This window comes from Dryocola clanedunensis subsp. sulfonylureivorans, assembly GCF_016756775.1.
Lineage (GTDB): Bacteria > Pseudomonadota > Gammaproteobacteria > Enterobacterales > Enterobacteriaceae > Dryocola > Dryocola clanedunensis.
The window spans coordinates 241,243-258,682 of sequence record NZ_JAERMU010000003.1 but is presented as its reverse complement, the minus strand read 5'-3'; the positions used below and the strand labels follow the sequence as shown (position 1 = coordinate 258,682).

Below are 17,440 nucleotides of genomic sequence, written 5' to 3'. Positions count from 1 at the left end.
GAGCGACTATGCACGCGAAATCCAACTGGCAGCGCCAGCAAAAAATGGCGTATCTGGCGGGGCTGGTGCCGTCCATCGTCGTGCTGGCGATAATCACGCTGTTGCCCGCCGCGGCGCTGATTGTCACCAGCCTGACGCCGCTGAGCCTGACGAACCCGCAGGCGACGTTTACCTTCAGCGACCCGCTTATTAACTATCGCCAGCTGCTGGATGACCCAAGATTCCTGAATTCTGTGGTCACGCAGCTAAAGCTCTCGCTGGTTAGCGTGTTATTTCAGGTGATCATCGGGCTGGGGCTGGCCTTATTGCTCAACGGCGCATCGAAATGGCTGCACACCGCCCGGACGCTGTTTCTGATCCCGATGGTGCTGCCGCCGATTATCGTGGCGCTGATCTGGAAAATCATCTACACGCCGGATATCAGCCCGCTGCACCAGGTGCTGGACATGTGGGGGATCACGCTGCCGTCGCTGATTGCCAACCCGGCGACGGCGCTGTGGGCGATTGCCGTAGCGGATATCTGGCAGTGGTTTCCCTTCACCATGCTGATGGTGCTGGCGGCGCTACAGATGATCCCCAAAGATCCGCTGGAGGCGGCAAGCCTGGACGGCGCCAGCCCCGGTAAAATCTTCCGCTACATTGTGCTGCCGTATATCAAGCCGGTGCTGGTGGTTTGCGCGCTGTTCCGGCTTATCGACAGCTTCAAAGCCTTTCCGCTGATCTACGTGTTAACCGACGGCGGGCCGGGCTCGGTCACCGAAGTCACTAACTACTACGGCTTTATTCAGGCCTTTAACTTCTCGTACTGGGGCTACGGCAGCGCCATCGCCGTGGTGATCCTCGTCGGGGTCTTTGTGTTGAGCTATATCGTGGGCAAAGCGGGGTGGAGCGATGAGCGAAAAGCTGACGCTTGAAACTATTCATGCCTTACCGGCGCGCAGAGGCAGGCCGTTCCGGCTGCCGGGCGGGCGGGCCTTTGCAGCCTGGCTGATTCTGCTGGCGATGCTTGCGCCGTTCCTGTGGATGGTGATCATGGCGTTTCGCCCGGCCATGGAGGCCTTTGATTTAACGCTGTGGTTTACGCCAACGCTGGACGCGTTCCGTTCGCTGTGGCAGGGCAATTTCCTGCATTCGTTTGGTAACAGCCTGCTGGTCAGCACGCTCTCTACCGGCCTGTCGCTGATTATCGGGGTTCCGGCGGCGTGGGTATTAACGCGCTGGCAGTTTCCGGGGCGCAGGCACGTGGCGCTGTGGATCCTCGTGACCCGCATGGCTCCGCCGATTGCCTTCACCATCCCGTTTTATCTGGCCTGGCGCTGGCTCGGGCTGCAGGACACGGTGATCGGCCTTGCGATAGTGTATCTGACGTTTAACCTGGCGATCGTCATCTGGCTGATGCAGACCTTTTTTGCCGCCGTGCCGCCCGCGCTTGAGGAGGCGGCCTGGCTCGACGGCTGTTCCATCTGGCGGACCTTCTGGACGATTACGCTGCCGCTGGTGGCGCCGGGGCTGGCCGCAACAGCCATCCTCTGCTTTATCTTTTCGTGGAACGACTTCTTCTATGCCCTGATCCTGACGCGCACCCAGGCCGTCACGGCGCCAGTGGCGATCGTTAACTTTCTCCAGTACGAAGGGTGGGAGTGGAGCAAGATAGCGGCCAGCGGCACGCTGGTGATGCTGCCGGTAGTGGCGTTTACGCTGCTGGTGCGGCGCTATCTGGTCCACGGCCTGACCGCTGGCGGCCTGAAAGACTGAAGGATTGAATTATGGCGACTATTACCTTACGCAACATCCACAAGCGTTATGAAGATAACGTGATTATTAAAGGGCTGGATCTGACCATCCGCGAAGGGGAGTTTGTGGCGCTGGTCGGGCCGTCCGGCTGCGGAAAATCGACCCTGCTGCGCATGATTGCCGGGCTGGAGAGCATCACCGACGGGGAAATAGCGCTCGATGGCGAAGTCATCAACGACATTTCGCCTCAGGCGCGCAATATCGCGATGGTGTTCCAGAATTACGCGCTGTATCCGCATATGACGGTGGAGGATAACCTGGGCTTCTCGCTGAAAATGCAGAGCGTGAGGAAAGCTGAAATAGACGAGCGGGTAGCGAAAGTTGCCGCCACGCTCGGGCTGAGCAATCTGCTGAAACGCAAGCCGGGCCAGCTCTCCGGTGGGCAAAGGCAGCGCGTGGCGATGGGAAGGGCCATTCTGCGCAGCCCGCGCGTCTTTTTATTCGACGAGCCGCTCTCAAACCTGGATGCAAAACTGCGCGTTGAGATGCGTACCGAAATCAAAGCGCTGCACCAGCGGCTGAACGCCACCATGGTCTACGTCACCCACGACCAGGTGGAGGCGATGACCATGGCGGACAGAATAGTAGTGCTGAAAGACGGGGTTATCGAGCAGGTTGGTACGCCTCTGGAGCTGTACGATCGCCCGCGCAATGCCTTTGTCGCCGGGTTTATCGGCTCGCCGTCCATGAACCTGCTGAGCGGTACGCTCGACCGTGAATCGTTTATTACCGATGACGGCCTGCGCCTGCCGCTGAACAATGTCCCGGCGGCAAACCATGGCAAACGCGTGCTCTACGGCGTGCGCCCGGAGCACTTCACCCAGGTTAATCAGGGCGGGGTAGTCGCGGAGGTGAACGTGGTGGAGCCGACGGGAGCGGAAACGCAAATCGCCCTTAATATCGGCAAACAAAAGGCCATCGCCGTGTTTCGCGACAGGGTTCAGACGACGCCGGGCAGCGCCATGCACCTACAGCCGGACGTGCTGCAGACGCATCTGTTTGATGAGCAGAGCGGGGTGCGGATTAACTAGCTCAGGCTTCCCGCATGCCGTGACCGTGGCGCTGGCAGATAGGGCATAGGCTTGCGTCCTCGCGCCAGCTGGCGAATGGCTGCCGGCATGAAGAGCACGTTGCCCTGAAAACGACATGACGGACAGGGAAAGCAGAGGGCGAGGGCTGAATGGCTATCGCCTGCGGAAAGCAGACGTTTTCACAGGCTTTGCAGCCGTTGCAGCGGAGCGGGTCAAGCATCAGCTCGTTTTCCGTTAGCGAAATGGCCTGCTGCGGGCAAATTTTCACGCACGCGCCGCAAAGATAGCAGCGGCTGGTGTCCAGCCCGATAGCCAGGTTTGTTCCCGCAGGGGCGACAGCGGGTGACACCGCAGCGGTGCAGGCCATTGCCTGGCTGATTTGCAGCCAGCGGCGGCGTCCGCTATTAACGCTGTTTTGCGGCGGCGAAACTAACGTCCACGCAGGTTTACCAAGCCGGGCCAGGCGCAGGTTGAGTTCGGCAAGGGACAGCAGCCAGCCGGGATGCTCATCGGCATCCATCTCTACCGCGCGAATGCTGAACTCGTCATGCCAGAGCAGCAGCTCTTCCGGCGTGGGAGGGATATGGCTGAAAGGGGCGATCAGCACGCCGTCCCGATAAGCGCGCTGTGGGGGAGTCAGATCCGTTATAGCGGTGGTGGGACAAACGAACAGGCATCGCGCGCAGCTAACGCAGGTATCTGCATCAATATCCGCCAGCCCTTTACTGAAATTAATTGCCCCGAGCGGGCAGACATCCTGACAGGCCTGACACCGGCTGCGGCGAAGCTGGCTTCTTAAACAGGCCCGCCCCACGGAGGGGCGAGCCTTGAGGGACAGAAAATCCATCAGCTAAGCGTGAAGAACACGACGCGCAGCAGGACTTCCGCAGCTATCACCGCGCAGCCTCCCAGCACTACCATCGAGCGGCATTTGCAGGCGCGAACCGACCGGCCCATCAGCGCAATGCCCACCAGCAGCAGCACCCAGGAAGCGATATACAAGGTGCGCAGCTGGTCAAAAGCAGCGAGCGGCTGATGCGGGAAGGTCACAACCTGGCTGAGCTTTGCCTGGGTCAGGTAGCTGAAATAGCTCATCTGCTCCAGCAGGCGCAGCAGGACGCCGACCGCAATCACCGCCAGCGCAGAAGCCGCAACCTGCCTGCGAAGCTTGTCGCCCACTCCGGCAGAAAGCCAGATCCCCGCCGTTGCGCCGATGCTCAGCACGGCACCGAAGAACATGAACCAGGTGTTGATGTGGGTCCAGGTCGCGATGGTGGTATGGGTATAAATCGACCCCATACAGTACACGTCAATCAGGCCCAAAACGGAACCGAGCAGCAGCAGCGGCAGACAAACTTTGCGCAGGAACAGCGCCAGTACGGCTGCGATACCCACGGCTGCCAGGTAGAGGCTGGCAAAGATAATTTCCCTGCTCAGCCACGAGCTGCTGAAGTGACGAAGCGCGTTAAAAGCGTTGAGCGGATAGCCAAGGTGAAGGGTGGAGGCGATCAGCCCACAGCCCCCAGCCACAACGGCGACAATCAGCGGTGCCAGCAGGAACCGGCGGCGTTGTGCCCCGTCCAGCGAGTTACCGGCAAACAGCAGAATTAACGACAGCAGCACGGTCGTGCCAATGGAGCCCTGTACCAGCAGCGTAAAGACAATCAGCGGCCATTCTTGCACGATCATTTACCTCCCTGTTCTGCACCCTGGTGCGGTTTGATCACCAGATTAGGATGCGTAATGGACGAGTCCGGCAGGCCCTGAACGTCGCAGACGCTGCCGTACTTCGCGCGAAGCTCGTCAATCGGCCCAAATTTAATTGCCCCTAACGGGCAGGTTGCGACGCACATTGGCTGTTCGCCCTTTGACTGAAGATCGACACAAAAATCGCACTTCGACATTTGCCCCGTTTCTTTATTCATCTGCGGCGCGCCGTAAGGGCAGGACCAGGCGCAGTAGCCGCAGCCGACGCATTTGTTGGTATCAACCAGCACGATACCGTCACCGGGACGTTTATGCATCGCCGTGGTCGGGCAGTTTTTAGTGCAGATCGGATCGCTGCAGTGGTTGCAGGAGATAGAAAGCGTATAGGCGTAGACGTTGTTAAGCATCCCGCCGCTGCCGGTCGGCGTGAATCCGCCGCCTTTCACTTCATAAACGCGACGGAAGCGGCGGCCCACCTCAAGGTTATTTTTGTCCTTGCAGGCCACCTGGCACGCCTTGCAGCCGGAGCAGCGGGAAGAGTCGATAAAGAAACCGAGTTGCTTCGTGCTTACCGGCGGCAGTTCTGTAAATTTACTCATGCTTTTGCTACCTCAACCAGCATAGTCTGATGTGAATTCCCTTTTGCCAGGGCCGTGATGCGCGACGAGCTCAGCACGTTGGCGCAGCCGCCGTGGTCGACACCGTTGGCATCCGGCTGCCACCAGGCCCCGGCCTGCATGGCTACAACGCCCGGTAAAATGCGCTGGGTGACTTCCGCCGGGACCAGGCTGATACCGCGATCGTTGTGGATCTTCACCGTGTCGCCCTGGGCGATGCCGCGTTTTTCAGCATCCAGCGGGTTGATCCACAGCTTCTGGATCTGCACTTCCTGCAGCCACGGGTTGGCGTACTGCGTGGAGTTAGCGCGGTTTTTGCCTTTCCAGGTGATCAGCTGCAGAGGATATTTAGCGGCAAGAGCATCTTCCGGGCCTTCGTGGGCCGGAACGTAGTGGGAAAGCGCCGGGATTTCCGGGTGATGCATGTCGTAAAGACGCTTAGAGAAAATCTCGATTTTCCCCGACGGCGTGGCGAACGGATGGTTATCCGGGTCACGAATGTTGTCTTCGAATGCAACGTACGGCTTACTCTTAAACAGATGACGACGCTGGATCTGCAACTCCGCAAAGGTCGGCAGATTTTCATCCGGCATCGACAGCCTTGTGGCTTCCCAGATGTGTTCAATCCACTGCTTTTCGTCGCGGCCAAGGCTGAATTCCGCCTCAACGCCCAGCTTAGCGGCGACTTCACGCAGCCAGTTGTAGTCGGTGCGGGCCTCAAACGGCGGCTCGACAAGCTTGTCCGACAGCACCAGATAGTTGCCGGTGCCCCAGGTTTCGCCGATGTTCCAGCGTTCCATAAAGCTGGTTTCCGGCAGCAGCAGGTCGGCGTATTTTGCGCTCGGGGTAAGATAAAGATCGGTTGCCACGATGAATTCGATTTTTGATTCATCCTGCAGAACGCCGATGGTTTTGTTGATGTCCGGGTTCTGGTTTGCCAGGTAGTTACCGGCGTGCGAGAACAAAATACGAATATTGTTGCTGAGCTTCTCCGCCCCGGTCAGACCGTCCTGCGGCGTGACTTTGCTGGCATCGTCCGCCGCCTGAACCCAGTTCATGACGGAGATTTTTTCTTTCACCGGGTTGTCCGGCATTTCCGGCCCGGTGGTGAATTTACGGTTGCCGATGCCGCCGTAGCCCGCCGCCCAGCCGCCTTTCACGCCGACGTTTCCGGTCAGAGTAGCCAACAGCGTTGAGCCGCGCGCGGTACGTTCGCCGCAGTTATGTCTTTGCGGGCCCCAGCCCTGGATCAGCGCGGCAGGTTTGGTCGTCGCGTAGTCCCGTGCCAGCTGGCGAATAGTCTGTGCCGGAACGTGAGTTATCGGTTCCGCCCACTCGGGTGTTTTCGCGATGCCGTCTTTGGCGCCGGTAAGATAAGCCATTAGCGACTCGTTTTCCGGCACGCCTTCAGGCATTGAGCTTTCGTCGAAGCCGAGGGTATAGCGATCAATAAACGCTTTATCGTGCAGGTTTTCGGTGACGATGACGTACATCATCGCGTCCATCAGCGCGTTATCCGTGGAGGGACGCAGCGGGATCCATTCATCGGCAAGGGAGGAAGCGGTGTCCGAATAGCGAGGATCGACCACGACAAACCGCGTGCCGTTTTGCTTCATCTGCTGAAAATAGTGGTTGCTGTGGCCAAAGATCGTTTCGGTGGTGTTGTGGCCCCAGAGAATGACCAGCTTAGTATCGGCAAGCGTATCCAGGCTGCTGCCGCTGGCGGCGGCTCCGTAGGTGTAAGGCGTGGCGGCCGCGGTGTTACCCATGCTGACGGAGTGATAATACTGAAGATGGCCGCCGGTGAGGTTCAGCAGGCGGCGCACCATTGCATCGCCGCTGAAGGTGCCGCCGCTGACGGCGGTGCCAACGTGCACGTAGCGGGAGGAGGGGCCATATTTTTCCGTGATGCGCTTAAGGTTGTCGGCAATCAGCGTGGTTGCTTCATCCCAGCTGATACGCTCGAATTTGCCTTCACCGCGTTTACCTACGCGCTTCATCGGGTATTTCAGGCGGTCAGGGTGATAGACGAATTTGCGATAGCCGCGTCCGCGAACGCAGGCGCGCATGATCGGCATCTCTTCATCCAGCTCGTTATCGGGGCGCGTGGTGATGCGAGTTACCACACCATCTGCAACGTGTGCGCGAATGTCGCATTTCCCGCCGCAGTCGAAGGTGCTGCAGGTCGGGACTACGCGCTCTTCGGGTGCAGAAGAAACCGTGCCGGGGCTGGTCTGTGGATTGGCGGCAAAAGCGCTGCGGTTGATGAACAGCGGCGTTGCGGCAAGGGCAGAACTCGCTTTTACAAAATGTCGACGAGAGATCCCTGATAGCGTTTTATCTTTATCGGTCATGACATAGGCTCAAAAAAAGAAAGCCATGCTAACAGTATGGCTTTTAAGTTCGTTGCGTTATATCAATGCCCCGGAGGTATAAAATTACACTCCTTTAGGAGTAGGTGCTGTTTTACTCTTTCGCTACCGCATCCAGCACGCGAACCAGCTGCGTGACAAACCCGTATTCGTTGTCGTACCAGGCAACGGTCTTCACCAGCTGCAGATCGCCGACCTCGGTAACCTCGGTTTGCGTGGCATCGAACACCGAGCCGAAACTGGTGCCAACGATATCGGACGAGACGATCTCTTCATCCGTATAGCCGAACGATTCATTGCCCTCGGTGGCCTTTTTCAGCGCGGCGTTGATTTCATCGACCGTGACTTTTTTCTCTAAAATCGATACCAGTTCGGTGACCGAACCGGTCAGCGTCGGCACGCGCTGGGCATGACCTTTAAGCTTGCCCTGAAGTTCCGGAATAACCAGCCCGATGGCCTTGGCCGCCCCGGTAGTGTGGGGAATTATGTTCTGCGCTGCGGCGCGCGAAGCGCGTAAATCTTTACCGCGTGGACCATCGACCAAAGACTGCGTGCCGGTATAGGCGTGAATGGTAGTCATGGTGCCGAGCTTAATACCAAAGTTGTCGTGCAGGGCTTTCGCCATGGGGGCCAGGCAGTTGGTGGTGCAGGAGGCAACAGAGAGGATCTTATCTTCCGGCGTAATAGTGTTGCAGTTGACGTTAAAGACGATGGTTTTCATGTCGCCCGCCGGGGCGGAGATCAGCACTTTTTTAGCTCCCGCATCCAGGTGCGCGCTGGCTTTCTCTTCGGAGGTGTAGAACCCGGTGCATTCAATGACGATCTCCACGCCATCGTTACCCCAGGGGATATTCTTCGCGTCTTTCTCGGCGTAAACCTTAATCGTTTTGCCATTGACCACCAGCGAATCGTCGGTATGTTCCACGGTGCCGTCAAAGTTGCGGTAGCTGGAGTCGTGTTTCAGCAGGTAGGCCAGCACTTTCGGGGAGGTTAGGTCGTTAATAGCAACGATTTCCACGTCGCTTTTCGTTTCCAGAACACGGCGCAGCACCAGGCGTCCAATGCGGCCAAAGCCATTAATACCAATTTTTTTCATGACTGGATCCTCATTATTTACAGTTGGAAGTAGCAAAAACCGTAATCATCACTAGTGATAGCTCATAATGTGAGGAGCCGCAAACCGGGCAGGCGGAGGTTATTAGTAGGCTAATTTCGTCAGATGTTAATGATTTTTTAAGATGTTGCCGCTATCGTGGTGCCATTAGCGATTCGGGTCAGGGCTTTTTAATGCGCAGCAAATACACCTCGTTACAGATAACCCTCCACTGGCTGGTTTTTCTTTTGATCGTCACGGCCTACTGCGCCATGGAACTGAAAGGCTTCTTCCCGCGCAGCTATCGTCCGGCGATCAACGCCACCCACGTAACCTGTGGGCTAAGCGTGCTGGTGCTGATGGTTTTACGCCTGCTGGTCAGAATCAAATACCGCGCGCCGGCCATCACGCCAAAACCCCATCCTGCCATCATCGGCGTTTCCCATCTGGTGCACACCATCATCTACCTGATGTTTCTCGTGCTGCCGGTTATGGGGTTCCTCACCGTCTACTATAAGGGCAGCGACTGGTCGGTGCTGGGTATTCCCATGCCGCACGCGCCGGAACTGGATGAAGATCGCCAGTTCACCATGAAGGAAATCCATGAGCTGATTGCCAATACGGGCTATTTCGTGATTGGTATTCATGCCTTCGCGGCGCTGTTTCATCACTACGTCTGGAAGGACAACACGCTGGTGCGCATGCTGCCGGGTAAGCGGGAGTAATTTCTACGGCAGGCAGAAGTAGCACGATAGCCGCAACTGGCAACGTCAGCTGGTTGCCTGGCTTCGAGCCTGCAGGTGCACCTAAAGGTTTATCACTGAATTGGTTAAATAATGCCCGTTGAGTAGTATGGCAGCGGGTGCCTGATACTTTCTGTTTCAGGCATGTTAAGAAGCAGAAAGAGAAAAGCCCCGAGTAATTTTTTCAAATTAACCCGAGGCCCCTCGTATGCTCGACACATATAAGGTTAGCCTCTTACAGACCGCAAGGTCAAGGAGTAGCTGCCATGAAGCCGCAAAGGACTGTTATCTGGTGCCTGCTTATCGTCTGTATGACGATACTGGTATTCACCTTGTTGACCCGCCATTCGCTTTACGAACTGCGTTTTCGGGACGGTAACAGAGAGGTTGCGGCCGTAATGGCTTACGAATCCAATCGGTAAGGGCAACCGGCGGGGAGTCATCCCCGCCACCGTTGCGTTGAGCTGAGGCGTTCTCAGGCACCCAAACTTATGTATATCGCTATTCTTATCTGTCCTCACCGCCACGCATTTACTCACCGCGTAATAAAAAGTTAAAAGATAATTTTTACCTGAGCCCTAAATTACATGTACCATACCCCCCCATAGTATCAGGAGGCCGCTATGCCCCATTCACCGGAAGACAAAAAACGTATTCTGACCCGCGTGCGCCGCATTCGCGGTCAGACGGAGGCGATTGAGCGCGCGCTGGAAAACGGCGATCCCTGCATCGCTATTCTGCAGCAGATCGCCGCCGTTCGCGGTGCCGCTAACGGCCTGATGGGCGAGATGATGGAAATTCACCTGAAGGATGAGCTGGTCGCGGGCGAAACGTCCGAGGAGCAGCGCGCCGTGCGCATGGCGGAAGTCGGTAATCTGCTCCGCTCTTATCTAAAATAAATACATTCCCACCTGACGACGGAAGAAGACAATGAAATCACGTGCAGCAGTAGCATTCGGTCCGGGCAAGCCTCTGGAAATCGTAGAAATTGACGTCGCACCGCCGAAAAAAGGCGAAGTGCTGGTCAAAATTACCCATACCGGCGTGTGCCATACCGATGCTTTCACCTTGTCCGGCGACGATCCGGAAGGCGTATTCCCGGCGGTGCTGGGCCATGAAGGCGGCGGTATCGTGGTGGAAGTGGGCGCGGGCGTTACCAGCCTGAAGCCGGGCGACCATGTTATCCCGCTTTACACCGCTGAGTGCGGCGAGTGTAAATTCTGTAAATCTGGTAAAACCAACTTGTGCCAGGCCGTTCGCGCCACACAGGGGAAAGGCCTGATGCCAGACGGCACCACGCGTTTCTCATACAACGGCGAGCCGATCTACCACTATATGGGCACCAGCACCTTCAGTGAATACACCGTTGTGGCTGAAATCTCACTGGCTAAAGTAAACGAACAGGCTCCGCTGGATAAAGTCTGCCTGCTGGGCTGCGGCGTGACGACCGGCATCGGGGCGGTTCATAACACCGCAAAAGTTAAAGAAGGCGACACCGTAGCGGTATTTGGCTTAGGCGGTATTGGCCTGGCAGTTATTCAGGGGGCCGTTCAGGCGAAAGCCGGGCGTATCCTGGCCGTCGATACCAACCCGGAGAAGTTTAAGCTCGCCACGGAGATGGGCGCGACCGACTGCATCAACCCAAAAGATTACGATAAGCCGATTCAGGACGTCATCGTCGAGATGACCGACGGCGGGGTGGACTTCAGCTTTGAGTGTATCGGCAACGTGAACGTGATGCGCTCCGCGCTGGAATGCTGCCATAAAGGCTGGGGCGAAAGCGTGATTATCGGCGTGGCCGGTGCGGGCCAGGAGATCAAAACTCGTCCGTTCCAGCTGGTGACCGGCCGCGTATGGCGTGGCTCCGCATTCGGCGGCGTAAAAGGCCGTACGCAGTTACCGGGCATGGTAGAGGACGCGATGGCTGGAAAGATCAATCTCGATCCGTTTATCACCCACCGTCTGCCGCTGGAGCAGATTAACGAAGCGTTTGACCTGATGCACGAAGGGAAATCGATTCGTACCGTGATTCATTTCGGCGAGAAGTAAACTCATGCGGCGGATGGCATACGTGCTACTCCGCCCGTTTTTTAGCCAATGGTCGTTGGCGCTTTCTTTATTTGTACGTGGTGGTAACGCTCACGAAAATCGGCTGCGGCTTCCTCCGCGCTCTGGCGGATCTCATCGCTGTCGGCCTGATGGCGCAGCAGCATATCTGCACTTTTTACCACCAGAAACAGATGCCCGTGCGACTCCGCCATCGTCTGGCCGGAGAGGAGTGCGGCGCTCATCAGCAGCAAAATCATTCCCAGCCTTGCGCGCAGTTTATTAACCATTTTCCCAAACCTCATTAACGTGACGGCCACACTGTATAGATAATTCCGGTAAGTGACTATTTGAATATTCAAAAGAGCGTTAAAGATTTGTCAGCAGTGTAAAAGAGGAGGGAGACTGGGTTTTGTTGATGAAAGGTTAAGTATTTGTAGGGTGGATAAGCGCGAGCGTCATCCACCGCAGACAATCAGTGCGCGACAGATTTCGAAAATAGATTTATCACCAGCACGCCAATAATAATCAGCGCCATACCGGCGACTGCGGGCCAGTCCAGCTTTTGGCCTAAGAAAATCCAGCCGACTGCACCAATCAACACAATGCCCGCGCCGGACCAGATAGCGTAAATCACGCCCGTGGGGATGGTGCGCATGGTCAGCGACAGGCAATAAAAAGCCACGGCGTAAAACAGCACGGTGGCGACGCTCGGCCACAGGCGGCTGAAGCCTTCGGAGAGTTTCAGGGAAGTCGTGGCAATCACTTCCGCCACAATGGCAATAATCAGCCAGGTATAGGTCATTTCAGTTATCCGTTTCAGTCAGGTCCAGCATGGAGCCGGGGAATGTAGCGAGATTTGGTTTATCGGGCAAGCGCTGCCGCGCGATAAAGCGGTTTCTTCCCGGCATCCTAATATTCCGAAAGCCCCGCAAGGGCCCGCTCTCCGGCATCATCCACCGGCAGGTAAACCAGCAGGCGTGCGCCGTCTCGCGGGGTAGAAAACCAGTTGGCCTGCTGCATCTGAACGGTGCCTATCTGCGGGTGGATAAAATCTTTGAGATGGTTTTCAATTCCTTTCACTTCATAACGCTGTTGCCACAGGGTCTTAAACTCTGCAGAGACGCTGGTAAATTGCTCAAGCGCCTTAACTACTTTAGCTATAACAGTTGTTGGAAATGGCGTATTTTTAACAGACTGATATAGACACGGAGAGCGGCATCGACATGAAAAAGTATCAGCAGCTGGCGCAGCAGATAAAAGACCAGATAGCCCTTGGCGTCTGGCTGCCGGGGGACAGACTACCGTCTCTGCGCGAGCAGGTGTCCCACAGCGGAATGAGTTTTATGACCGTTGGCCATGCGTATCAGGTGCTGGAAAGCCAGGGCGTGATTGTGGCTCGTCCGCAGTCCGGCTACTACGTCGCGCCGCGGCAGGTCGCCCGGACAGCGCCAGCACCAGCACCAGCGAAGGTAATGAGCGACGAAACGGTGGATATCAACACCTATATTTTCGACGTTCTCCAGGCCAGCTGCGACGCTTCGGTGGTGCCGTTTGGCTCCGCTTTCCCCGATCCGCGCCTGTTTCCGCTTCAGCAGCTAAACCGCTCCCTTGCCACGGTGGGGCGAACCGTCGCGGCAATGAGCGTGATTGAAAATCTCCCACCAGGCAACGAGGCGCTGCGTCACGCCATCGCCCGGCGCTATGCCCAGCAGGGGATGCAGGTTTCGCCAGATGAAATCGTTATTACCGCGGGGGCGCTGGAGGCGCTGAATTTAAGCCTCCAGGCAGTCACCGAGCCGGGAGACTGGGTGATAGTCGAAAACCCCTGTTTTTACGGTGCGCTTCAGGCGCTGGAGCGTTTACGGCTCAAGGCGGTTTCTGTGGCAACCGATCCACAGCACGGCATCGATATGGCGGCGCTGAAACAGGCGCTGAACGACTATCCGGTTAAGGCCTGCTGGCTGATGACCAACAGCCAGAACCCGCTTGGTGTAACGCTGAGCCCTGAGAAAAAGCAGCAGCTGATCGCATTGCTGCAGGAGCATAACGTTAGCCTCATTGAGGACGACGTTTACAGCGAGCTTTATTTTGGTCGCGAACGCCCTCTGCCGGCACGAGCCTATGACGAACAGGGCATGACGCTCCATTGCTCGTCGTTTTCTAAATGTCTGGTGGCCGGTTTCCGTATTGGCTGGGTGGCGGCAGGGAAACATGCAAGGCGCATCCAGCAATTACAGTTAATGAGCACGTTATCCACCAGCACCCCGATGCAGCTGGCGCTGGTGGACTATCTGGCGACCAAACGTTACGACACGCACCTGCGCCGCCTGCGGCGGGTGCTTGCCGAACGCAAACAGCATGCCTGGCAGGCGCTGCATGCCGTCATGCCTGCGGACGTGAAAATTCATCACAGCGAGAGCGGTTATTTTTTATGGCTTGAGCTGCCGGAGGGAATGGATGCCGGCGAGCTTAGCAAACTGGCTATCGCCCAAAAAATCAGTATCGCGCCGGGGAAGATGTTCACAACAGGAAACGCGTGGGCCAACTATTTTCGCCTCAACGCTTCATGGTTATGGGGCGACAGAGAACAGCAGGCTATTGTGACGTTGTCACGTTTAATCTCACAGCTCAGGGAGTCTTAATGGTGTACGAGACAGAGCGTTTAATCCTCCGCCCATGGAGGCAAAGCGACAGACAGCCCTTTGCGGCGATGAACGCAAACCCTCAGGTGATGCGCTATTTCCCGTCACGGCTGACGGCAGAATTAAGCAATTTACTTGCCGATATCCTCGAAGAAAAAATGAAGGTGAACGGCTGGGGATTCTGGGCCGTGGAAGAGAAATACAGTGGAGCATTCACAGGATTCGTCGGGCTTAACATCCCGTCGTATCCACTGCCATTTTCCCCCTGCGTAGAGATCGGCTGGCGGCTTGATAACACCTTCTGGGGCAAGGGCTATGCGCCGGAAGCCGCCCGTAAAGCCCTGGAGATTGGCTTTCAAATGTATGGCATGTCGGAAATCGTCTCCTTCACGGCTCTGGTGAATACCCCTTCTCAGCGCGTGATGGAAAAAATCGGCATGGTGCGCGGTGAGGAGTTCGATCATCCAGCGCTTGAGGCAGGCCATCCGCTGCGGCGGCACGTGGTTTACCGGATAAAAAAGAGCTGAATCACAGCGGCGAAATTTAATTCTGGAAGACGTCTCGCATCTGTGCGACATTTTGTCGCGCATAGCGCTTTATTGCGCTTTACTCTTTTTAACTGAAGGTCACAAGGAGGTGATGGAGCATGAACATGGCTATTAGCATACGGTTAGATGACCAGTTTGTAGCGGATGTCAAAATTCACGCCGACGCCTGCAGCCGAAGCGTGCCGAAGCAGATCGAATACTGGGCAAAGATTGGGCAAATCGTTGAGGATAACCCGGATCTTCCGTTCAGCTTTATCAAAGAGACGATGCTGGCACAAAGCGAAATGGAAAATGGCAGAGTGCAGAAATATGTCCGCAGAACGAAAAAGCAGCCCCCTGAAAGTCTATGAAACAGCCCGCTTCGGCAAGGCGCTGGCAAAGTTGCCGTCCCCGCTGTTGACGCAAGTTGAAGATGAAATTGAGAAAGTCATTGCTCATCCTGAAATAGGTGAGCCTAAAAAAGGCGATCTAGCCTACCTGCGCGTCCATAAATTTCATCTGAACAACCAGCTCGCGCTGCTGGGCTACAGCTGGGTTGATACGCGCCTGGAGCTTTACCTGTTAAGCCTCGGCGCACATGAAAACTTCTACCAGATGCTAAAGCGTCAGCGTAAAGCCGATCTGCTGTTAATGAAAAAATAAAGGCGATGGCGGATGATGCTAAAACTTATCCACCCTACGGTTAGGTAGCCTATAGGGCGGATAAGCCTGCGTCATCCGCCAGCACTCAGGAGGTAATTTCAATTAAATTGCCATCCGGGTCTGCAATAACGGCTTCGTAAAAACCATCCCCGGTCTAGCGGGCGGCGTGTACCAGTGCGCCAGTCGGTTCCAGGGCAGCGACCATTTTGTCCACGGCCTCGACGGTTCCCAGACTGATTGCAATATGCGCCCAGCCGGTGCGGTTATCCTCGCGGGGAGGTTTATCTGCCAGGCCCGGCAGCGTCATCAGCTCCAGCGCCGGGCCGCTTTCCAGCGTCACAAAATGTGAAATAAAGCCCTCGCGTCGCTTCGAGTGGTATGCCTCACCGACGGAAGCACGGAAATGCTCGCGCCAGAAGGCCGCCGCCCGGTCAAGATCGTTGGTCCACAGTGCAATATGCGCAATCTGCATTCACCACCTCCATCCATATGAAATTTTGATAATTAGCAATAAGCGGGCTGCCCGGAAGCGCAGCGGTGACCCGCTGTCTACACTTAAAAAACGTCGGATTATGTTAACCCGCGTTGGCGATCCTGCGTGCGGGTTTACTGCGCGGTCTATCACAGGCTGACGAAATTTTTCACCTGGTGCATACAGGATATATTGGCTCAGGCTATGGTTTTTGGATGGGGAATAACTTCAGGGGTATCACTATGCAAAGCCAGCTGTTGATAGGCGGCCAGTTAGTGGATGGGCTGGGCGAGAAGCTGCCGGTTTATAATCCGGCGACCGGAAAAGTGCTGCTGGAGATAGCCGAGGCGACGGTTGAACAGGTTAACGAGGCGGTGCTGGCTGCAGAGGCTGCTTTTGCAACATGGGGCCAGACAACGCCTAAAGAACGTGCGGAGCATTTGCTCAGGCTGGCAGATGTTATCGAGCAAAACGGTGAGACTTTCGCTCGTCTGGAATCACAGAACTGCGGTAAGCCTTACCACTGCGTACTGAATGATGAAATTCCTGCCGTGGTAGATGTTTTCCGTTTCTTCGCCGGTGCGAGCCGCTGCCTGAATGGCTTGGCCGCCGGGGAGTACCTCAGCGGACACACCTCCATGATCCGCCGTGACCCGGTGGGCGTGGTGGCGTCGATTGCGCCGTGGAACTATCCACTGATGATGGCGGCCTGGAAGCTGGCCCCGGCGCTGGCGGCGGGGAACTGCGTCGTCATTAAGCCTTCGGAAATCACGCCTCTTACCGCGTTTAAACTTGCAGAGCTGGCAAAAGAGGTGTTCCCGGCCGGCGTGCTGAACGTGCTTTTTGGGCGTGGGCAAACGGTGGGAGATGCGCTGACCGGCCACAATAAAGTCAGGATGGTATCGCTGACTGGCTCTATCGCGACGGGGGAGCACATCATCAGCCATACTGCGCCTTCGATTAAGCGCACCCACATGGAGCTGGGCGGCAAAGCGCCGGTGATTGTGTTTGACGACGCGGATCTGGATGCCGTGGTGGAAGGTGTCCGTACCTTTGGCTACTACAATGCAGGGCAGGACTGCACCGCCGCATGCCGCATTTACGCGCAAAAGGGCATTTACGACAGGCTGGTCGAAAAGCTCGGGGAGGCGGTTGCCAGTCTGAAGTATGGCTCACCGGATGACGAATCCACCGAGCTCGGGCCGCTCAGCTCACAGGCGCATCTTGAAAGAGTGAGCAAAGCCGTCGAGGCCGCGAAAGCTTTGCCGCATGTGGAAGTGGTCACCGGTGGCTCAAAGGTCGATGGCCCGGGCTACTATTTCCAGCCAACGCTGCTCGCCGGGGCGAAGCAGGAAGATGACATCGTGCAGAAAGAGGTCTTTGGCCCGGTGGTGAGCGTGACGTCGTTCAGCGATGAAGCGGAAGTGCTGGGCTGGGCAAACGACTCCGACTACGGGCTGGCATCGTCCGTCTGGACGCAGGATGTAGGCCGCGCACACCGGATGAGCGCCCGGTTACAGTACGGCTGTACCTGGGTTAACACGCACTTTATGCTGGTCAGCGAAATGCCGCACGGCGGGCAGAAGCTGTCGGGCTACGGCAAGGATATGTCGCTGTTCGGGCTGGAGGATTACACGGTTGTCCGGCACGTAATGATAAAGCATTAGTGAGCGGGGGATGACGCTGCGTTTTTCCGCCTTAACCAGGCGGAGCGTCATCCAGCGATCTCA

The 17,440-nt window shown here is 56.6% G+C and carries 20 protein-coding genes and 2 pseudogenes; 13 read left to right on the top strand and 9 right to left on the bottom strand.

Going from position 1 to position 17,440, the window contains the following annotated elements; all coding sequences use genetic code 11:
- Window positions 1-8 precede the first annotated feature (8 nt).
- From HYQ67_RS04690 to HYQ67_RS04680, 3 genes are read left to right on the top strand one after another with little or no spacing between them, the layout of a single operon-like run.
- Window positions 9-914, top strand: a complete 906-nt coding sequence (locus HYQ67_RS04690) for a carbohydrate ABC transporter permease (protein WP_202301866.1) — start codon at window positions 9-11, stop codon at window positions 912-914.
- Window positions 892-1,755: a carbohydrate ABC transporter permease gene (locus HYQ67_RS04685; RefSeq protein ID WP_202301863.1), complete on the top strand. Its 864-nt coding sequence runs from the start codon at window positions 892-894 to the stop codon at window positions 1,753-1,755. Before HYQ67_RS04690 ends, HYQ67_RS04685 begins: the two co-directional genes overlap by 23 nt.
- A gap of 11 nt (window positions 1,756-1,766) precedes the next feature.
- Window positions 1,767-2,825, top strand: coding sequence for an ABC transporter ATP-binding protein (locus tag HYQ67_RS04680; protein WP_202301861.1), 1,059 nt, complete (start codon window positions 1,767-1,769; stop codon window positions 2,823-2,825).
- Between the two features lies 1 nt (window position 2,826).
- Here HYQ67_RS04680 and HYQ67_RS04675 read toward each other — a convergent pair whose 3' ends face one another.
- From HYQ67_RS04675 to gap, 5 genes are all read right to left on the bottom strand, one after another.
- Window positions 2,827-3,672, bottom strand: a complete 846-nt coding sequence (locus tag HYQ67_RS04675) for a 4Fe-4S binding protein (RefSeq protein ID WP_202301859.1) — start codon at window positions 3,670-3,672, stop codon at window positions 2,827-2,829.
- Complete coding sequence (locus tag HYQ67_RS04670; protein WP_237391087.1) at window positions 3,672-4,514, bottom strand: dimethyl sulfoxide reductase anchor subunit family protein; 843 nt, start codon at window positions 4,512-4,514, stop codon at window positions 3,672-3,674. Before HYQ67_RS04670 ends, HYQ67_RS04675 begins: the two co-directional genes overlap by 1 nt.
- Window positions 4,511-5,131, bottom strand: coding sequence for a DMSO/selenate family reductase complex B subunit (locus HYQ67_RS04665; protein WP_159762043.1), 621 nt, complete (start codon window positions 5,129-5,131; stop codon window positions 4,511-4,513). The genes HYQ67_RS04670 and HYQ67_RS04665 overlap by 4 nt, the downstream gene beginning before the upstream one ends.
- The gene (locus HYQ67_RS04660) at window positions 5,128-7,503 is read right to left on the bottom strand and encodes a DMSO/selenate family reductase complex A subunit (RefSeq protein WP_202301857.1); all 2,376 of its coding nucleotides are present in this window, start codon (window positions 7,501-7,503) and stop codon (window positions 5,128-5,130) included. Before HYQ67_RS04660 ends, HYQ67_RS04665 begins: the two co-directional genes overlap by 4 nt.
- A gap of 112 nt (window positions 7,504-7,615) precedes the next feature.
- The gene (gene gap / locus HYQ67_RS04655; RefSeq protein ID WP_202301856.1) at window positions 7,616-8,617 is read right to left on the bottom strand and encodes a type I glyceraldehyde-3-phosphate dehydrogenase; all 1,002 of its coding nucleotides are present in this window, start codon (window positions 8,615-8,617) and stop codon (window positions 7,616-7,618) included.
- 191 nt (window positions 8,618-8,808) lie between these two features.
- On the opposite strand from gap, the gene cybB reads away from it, so the two are divergent.
- The 5 genes and pseudogenes from cybB (at window position 8,809) to HYQ67_RS04635 (ending at window position 11,406) form a co-directional block, all read left to right on the top strand.
- Window positions 8,809-9,339, top strand: coding sequence for a cytochrome b561 (gene cybB, locus HYQ67_RS04650; protein ID WP_202301854.1), 531 nt, complete (start codon window positions 8,809-8,811; stop codon window positions 9,337-9,339).
- 226 nt (window positions 9,340-9,565) lie between these two features.
- Window positions 9,566-9,673: pseudogene (locus HYQ67_RS24355) on the top strand (hypothetical protein); the annotation flags it as partial.
- Entirely contained in the window at window positions 9,624-9,779 is a 156-nt protein-coding gene (locus HYQ67_RS04645; protein WP_202301852.1) for a type I toxin-antitoxin system Hok/Gef family toxin, read from the top strand. The pseudogene HYQ67_RS24355 and the gene HYQ67_RS04645, both read left to right, overlap by 50 nt.
- 201 nt (window positions 9,780-9,980) lie before the next feature.
- Complete coding sequence (locus tag HYQ67_RS04640; RefSeq protein WP_202301850.1) at window positions 9,981-10,256, top strand: metal/formaldehyde-sensitive transcriptional repressor; 276 nt, start codon at window positions 9,981-9,983, stop codon at window positions 10,254-10,256.
- A gap of 31 nt (window positions 10,257-10,287) precedes the next feature.
- Window positions 10,288-11,406, top strand: a complete 1,119-nt coding sequence (locus HYQ67_RS04635; protein ID WP_202301848.1) for an S-(hydroxymethyl)glutathione dehydrogenase/class III alcohol dehydrogenase — start codon at window positions 10,288-10,290, stop codon at window positions 11,404-11,406.
- A gap of 41 nt (window positions 11,407-11,447) precedes the next feature.
- Here HYQ67_RS04635 and HYQ67_RS04630 read toward each other — a convergent pair whose 3' ends face one another.
- The 3 genes from HYQ67_RS04630 to HYQ67_RS04620 all read right to left on the bottom strand — a co-directional run bounded on the left by HYQ67_RS04630 (window position 11,448) and on the right by HYQ67_RS04620 (window position 12,567).
- On the bottom strand, window positions 11,448-11,693 hold the full coding sequence (locus HYQ67_RS04630) for a DUF2554 family protein (protein WP_202301847.1): 246 nt from the start codon (window positions 11,691-11,693) through the stop codon (window positions 11,448-11,450).
- Window positions 11,694-11,878: 185 nt separating this feature from the next.
- Window positions 11,879-12,208, bottom strand: coding sequence for an SMR family transporter (locus HYQ67_RS04625; RefSeq protein WP_202301846.1), 330 nt, complete (start codon window positions 12,206-12,208; stop codon window positions 11,879-11,881).
- A gap of 107 nt (window positions 12,209-12,315) precedes the next feature.
- Window positions 12,316-12,567, bottom strand: a complete 252-nt coding sequence (locus tag HYQ67_RS04620) for an MmyB family transcriptional regulator (RefSeq protein ID WP_202301956.1) — start codon at window positions 12,565-12,567, stop codon at window positions 12,316-12,318.
- Between the two features lie 62 nt (window positions 12,568-12,629).
- Here HYQ67_RS04620 and HYQ67_RS04615 point away from each other — a divergent pair, with 62 nt between their 5' ends.
- The 4 genes from HYQ67_RS04615 to HYQ67_RS04600 all read left to right on the top strand — a co-directional run bounded on the left by HYQ67_RS04615 (window position 12,630) and on the right by HYQ67_RS04600 (window position 15,238).
- A complete protein-coding gene (locus HYQ67_RS04615) occupies window positions 12,630-14,048 on the top strand; it encodes an aminotransferase-like domain-containing protein (RefSeq protein ID WP_202301845.1) in 1,419 nt (472 codons plus the stop codon).
- Complete coding sequence (locus HYQ67_RS04610; RefSeq protein WP_202301844.1) at window positions 14,048-14,575, top strand: GNAT family N-acetyltransferase; 528 nt, start codon at window positions 14,048-14,050, stop codon at window positions 14,573-14,575. The genes HYQ67_RS04615 and HYQ67_RS04610 overlap by 1 nt, the downstream gene beginning before the upstream one ends.
- A 125-nt stretch (window positions 14,576-14,700) precedes the next feature.
- A complete protein-coding gene (locus HYQ67_RS04605) occupies window positions 14,701-14,946 on the top strand; it encodes a TA system antitoxin ParD family protein (protein ID WP_202301843.1) in 246 nt (81 codons plus the stop codon).
- Window positions 14,906-15,238, top strand: a complete 333-nt coding sequence (locus tag HYQ67_RS04600; RefSeq protein ID WP_202301842.1) for a type II toxin-antitoxin system RelE/ParE family toxin — start codon at window positions 14,906-14,908, stop codon at window positions 15,236-15,238. Before HYQ67_RS04605 ends, HYQ67_RS04600 begins: the two co-directional genes overlap by 41 nt.
- 85 nt (window positions 15,239-15,323) lie before the next feature.
- Here HYQ67_RS04600 and HYQ67_RS04595 read toward each other — a convergent pair.
- Window positions 15,324-15,710: pseudogene (locus tag HYQ67_RS04595) on the bottom strand (VOC family protein).
- 242 nt (window positions 15,711-15,952) lie between these two features.
- Here HYQ67_RS04595 and patD point away from each other — a divergent pair.
- On the top strand, window positions 15,953-17,377 hold the full coding sequence (gene patD, locus HYQ67_RS04590; protein ID WP_202301841.1) for an aminobutyraldehyde dehydrogenase: 1,425 nt from the start codon (window positions 15,953-15,955) through the stop codon (window positions 17,375-17,377).
- The last annotated feature ends 63 nt before the right edge of the window (window positions 17,378-17,440 follow it).

What these genes read in the sequence shown, in the direction of transcription:
- HYQ67_RS04690 (WP_202301866.1), top strand. Translation starts at nt 9, where the DNA reads ATGCACGCGAAATCCAACTGGCAGCGCCAGCAAAAAATGGCGTATCTG.
- HYQ67_RS04685 (WP_202301863.1), top strand. Translation starts at nt 892, where the DNA reads ATGAGCGAAAAGCTGACGCTTGAAACTATTCATGCCTTACCGGCGCGC.
- HYQ67_RS04680 (WP_202301861.1), top strand. Translation starts at nt 1,767, where the DNA reads ATGGCGACTATTACCTTACGCAACATCCACAAGCGTTATGAAGATAAC.
- HYQ67_RS04675 (WP_202301859.1), bottom strand. Translation starts at nt 3,672, where the DNA reads ATGGATTTTCTGTCCCTCAAGGCTCGCCCCTCCGTGGGGCGGGCCTGT.
- HYQ67_RS04670 (WP_237391087.1), bottom strand. Translation starts at nt 4,514, where the DNA reads ATGATCGTGCAAGAATGGCCGCTGATTGTCTTTACGCTGCTGGTACAG.
- HYQ67_RS04665 (WP_159762043.1), bottom strand. Translation starts at nt 5,131, where the DNA reads ATGAGTAAATTTACAGAACTGCCGCCGGTAAGCACGAAGCAACTCGGT.
- HYQ67_RS04660 (WP_202301857.1), bottom strand. Translation starts at nt 7,503, where the DNA reads ATGACCGATAAAGATAAAACGCTATCAGGGATCTCTCGTCGACATTTT.
- gap (WP_202301856.1), bottom strand. Translation starts at nt 8,617, where the DNA reads ATGAAAAAAATTGGTATTAATGGCTTTGGCCGCATTGGACGCCTGGTG.
- cybB (WP_202301854.1), top strand. Translation starts at nt 8,809, where the DNA reads ATGCGCAGCAAATACACCTCGTTACAGATAACCCTCCACTGGCTGGTT.
- HYQ67_RS04645 (WP_202301852.1), top strand. Translation starts at nt 9,624, where the DNA reads ATGAAGCCGCAAAGGACTGTTATCTGGTGCCTGCTTATCGTCTGTATG.
- HYQ67_RS04640 (WP_202301850.1), top strand. Translation starts at nt 9,981, where the DNA reads ATGCCCCATTCACCGGAAGACAAAAAACGTATTCTGACCCGCGTGCGC.
- HYQ67_RS04635 (WP_202301848.1), top strand. Translation starts at nt 10,288, where the DNA reads ATGAAATCACGTGCAGCAGTAGCATTCGGTCCGGGCAAGCCTCTGGAA.
- HYQ67_RS04630 (WP_202301847.1), bottom strand. Translation starts at nt 11,693, where the DNA reads ATGGTTAATAAACTGCGCGCAAGGCTGGGAATGATTTTGCTGCTGATG.
- HYQ67_RS04625 (WP_202301846.1), bottom strand. Translation starts at nt 12,208, where the DNA reads ATGACCTATACCTGGCTGATTATTGCCATTGTGGCGGAAGTGATTGCC.
- HYQ67_RS04615 (WP_202301845.1), top strand. Translation starts at nt 12,630, where the DNA reads ATGAAAAAGTATCAGCAGCTGGCGCAGCAGATAAAAGACCAGATAGCC.
- HYQ67_RS04610 (WP_202301844.1), top strand. Translation starts at nt 14,048, where the DNA reads ATGGTGTACGAGACAGAGCGTTTAATCCTCCGCCCATGGAGGCAAAGC.
- HYQ67_RS04605 (WP_202301843.1), top strand. Translation starts at nt 14,701, where the DNA reads ATGGCTATTAGCATACGGTTAGATGACCAGTTTGTAGCGGATGTCAAA.
- HYQ67_RS04600 (WP_202301842.1), top strand. Translation starts at nt 14,906, where the DNA reads ATGTCCGCAGAACGAAAAAGCAGCCCCCTGAAAGTCTATGAAACAGCC.
- patD (WP_202301841.1), top strand. Translation starts at nt 15,953, where the DNA reads ATGCAAAGCCAGCTGTTGATAGGCGGCCAGTTAGTGGATGGGCTGGGC.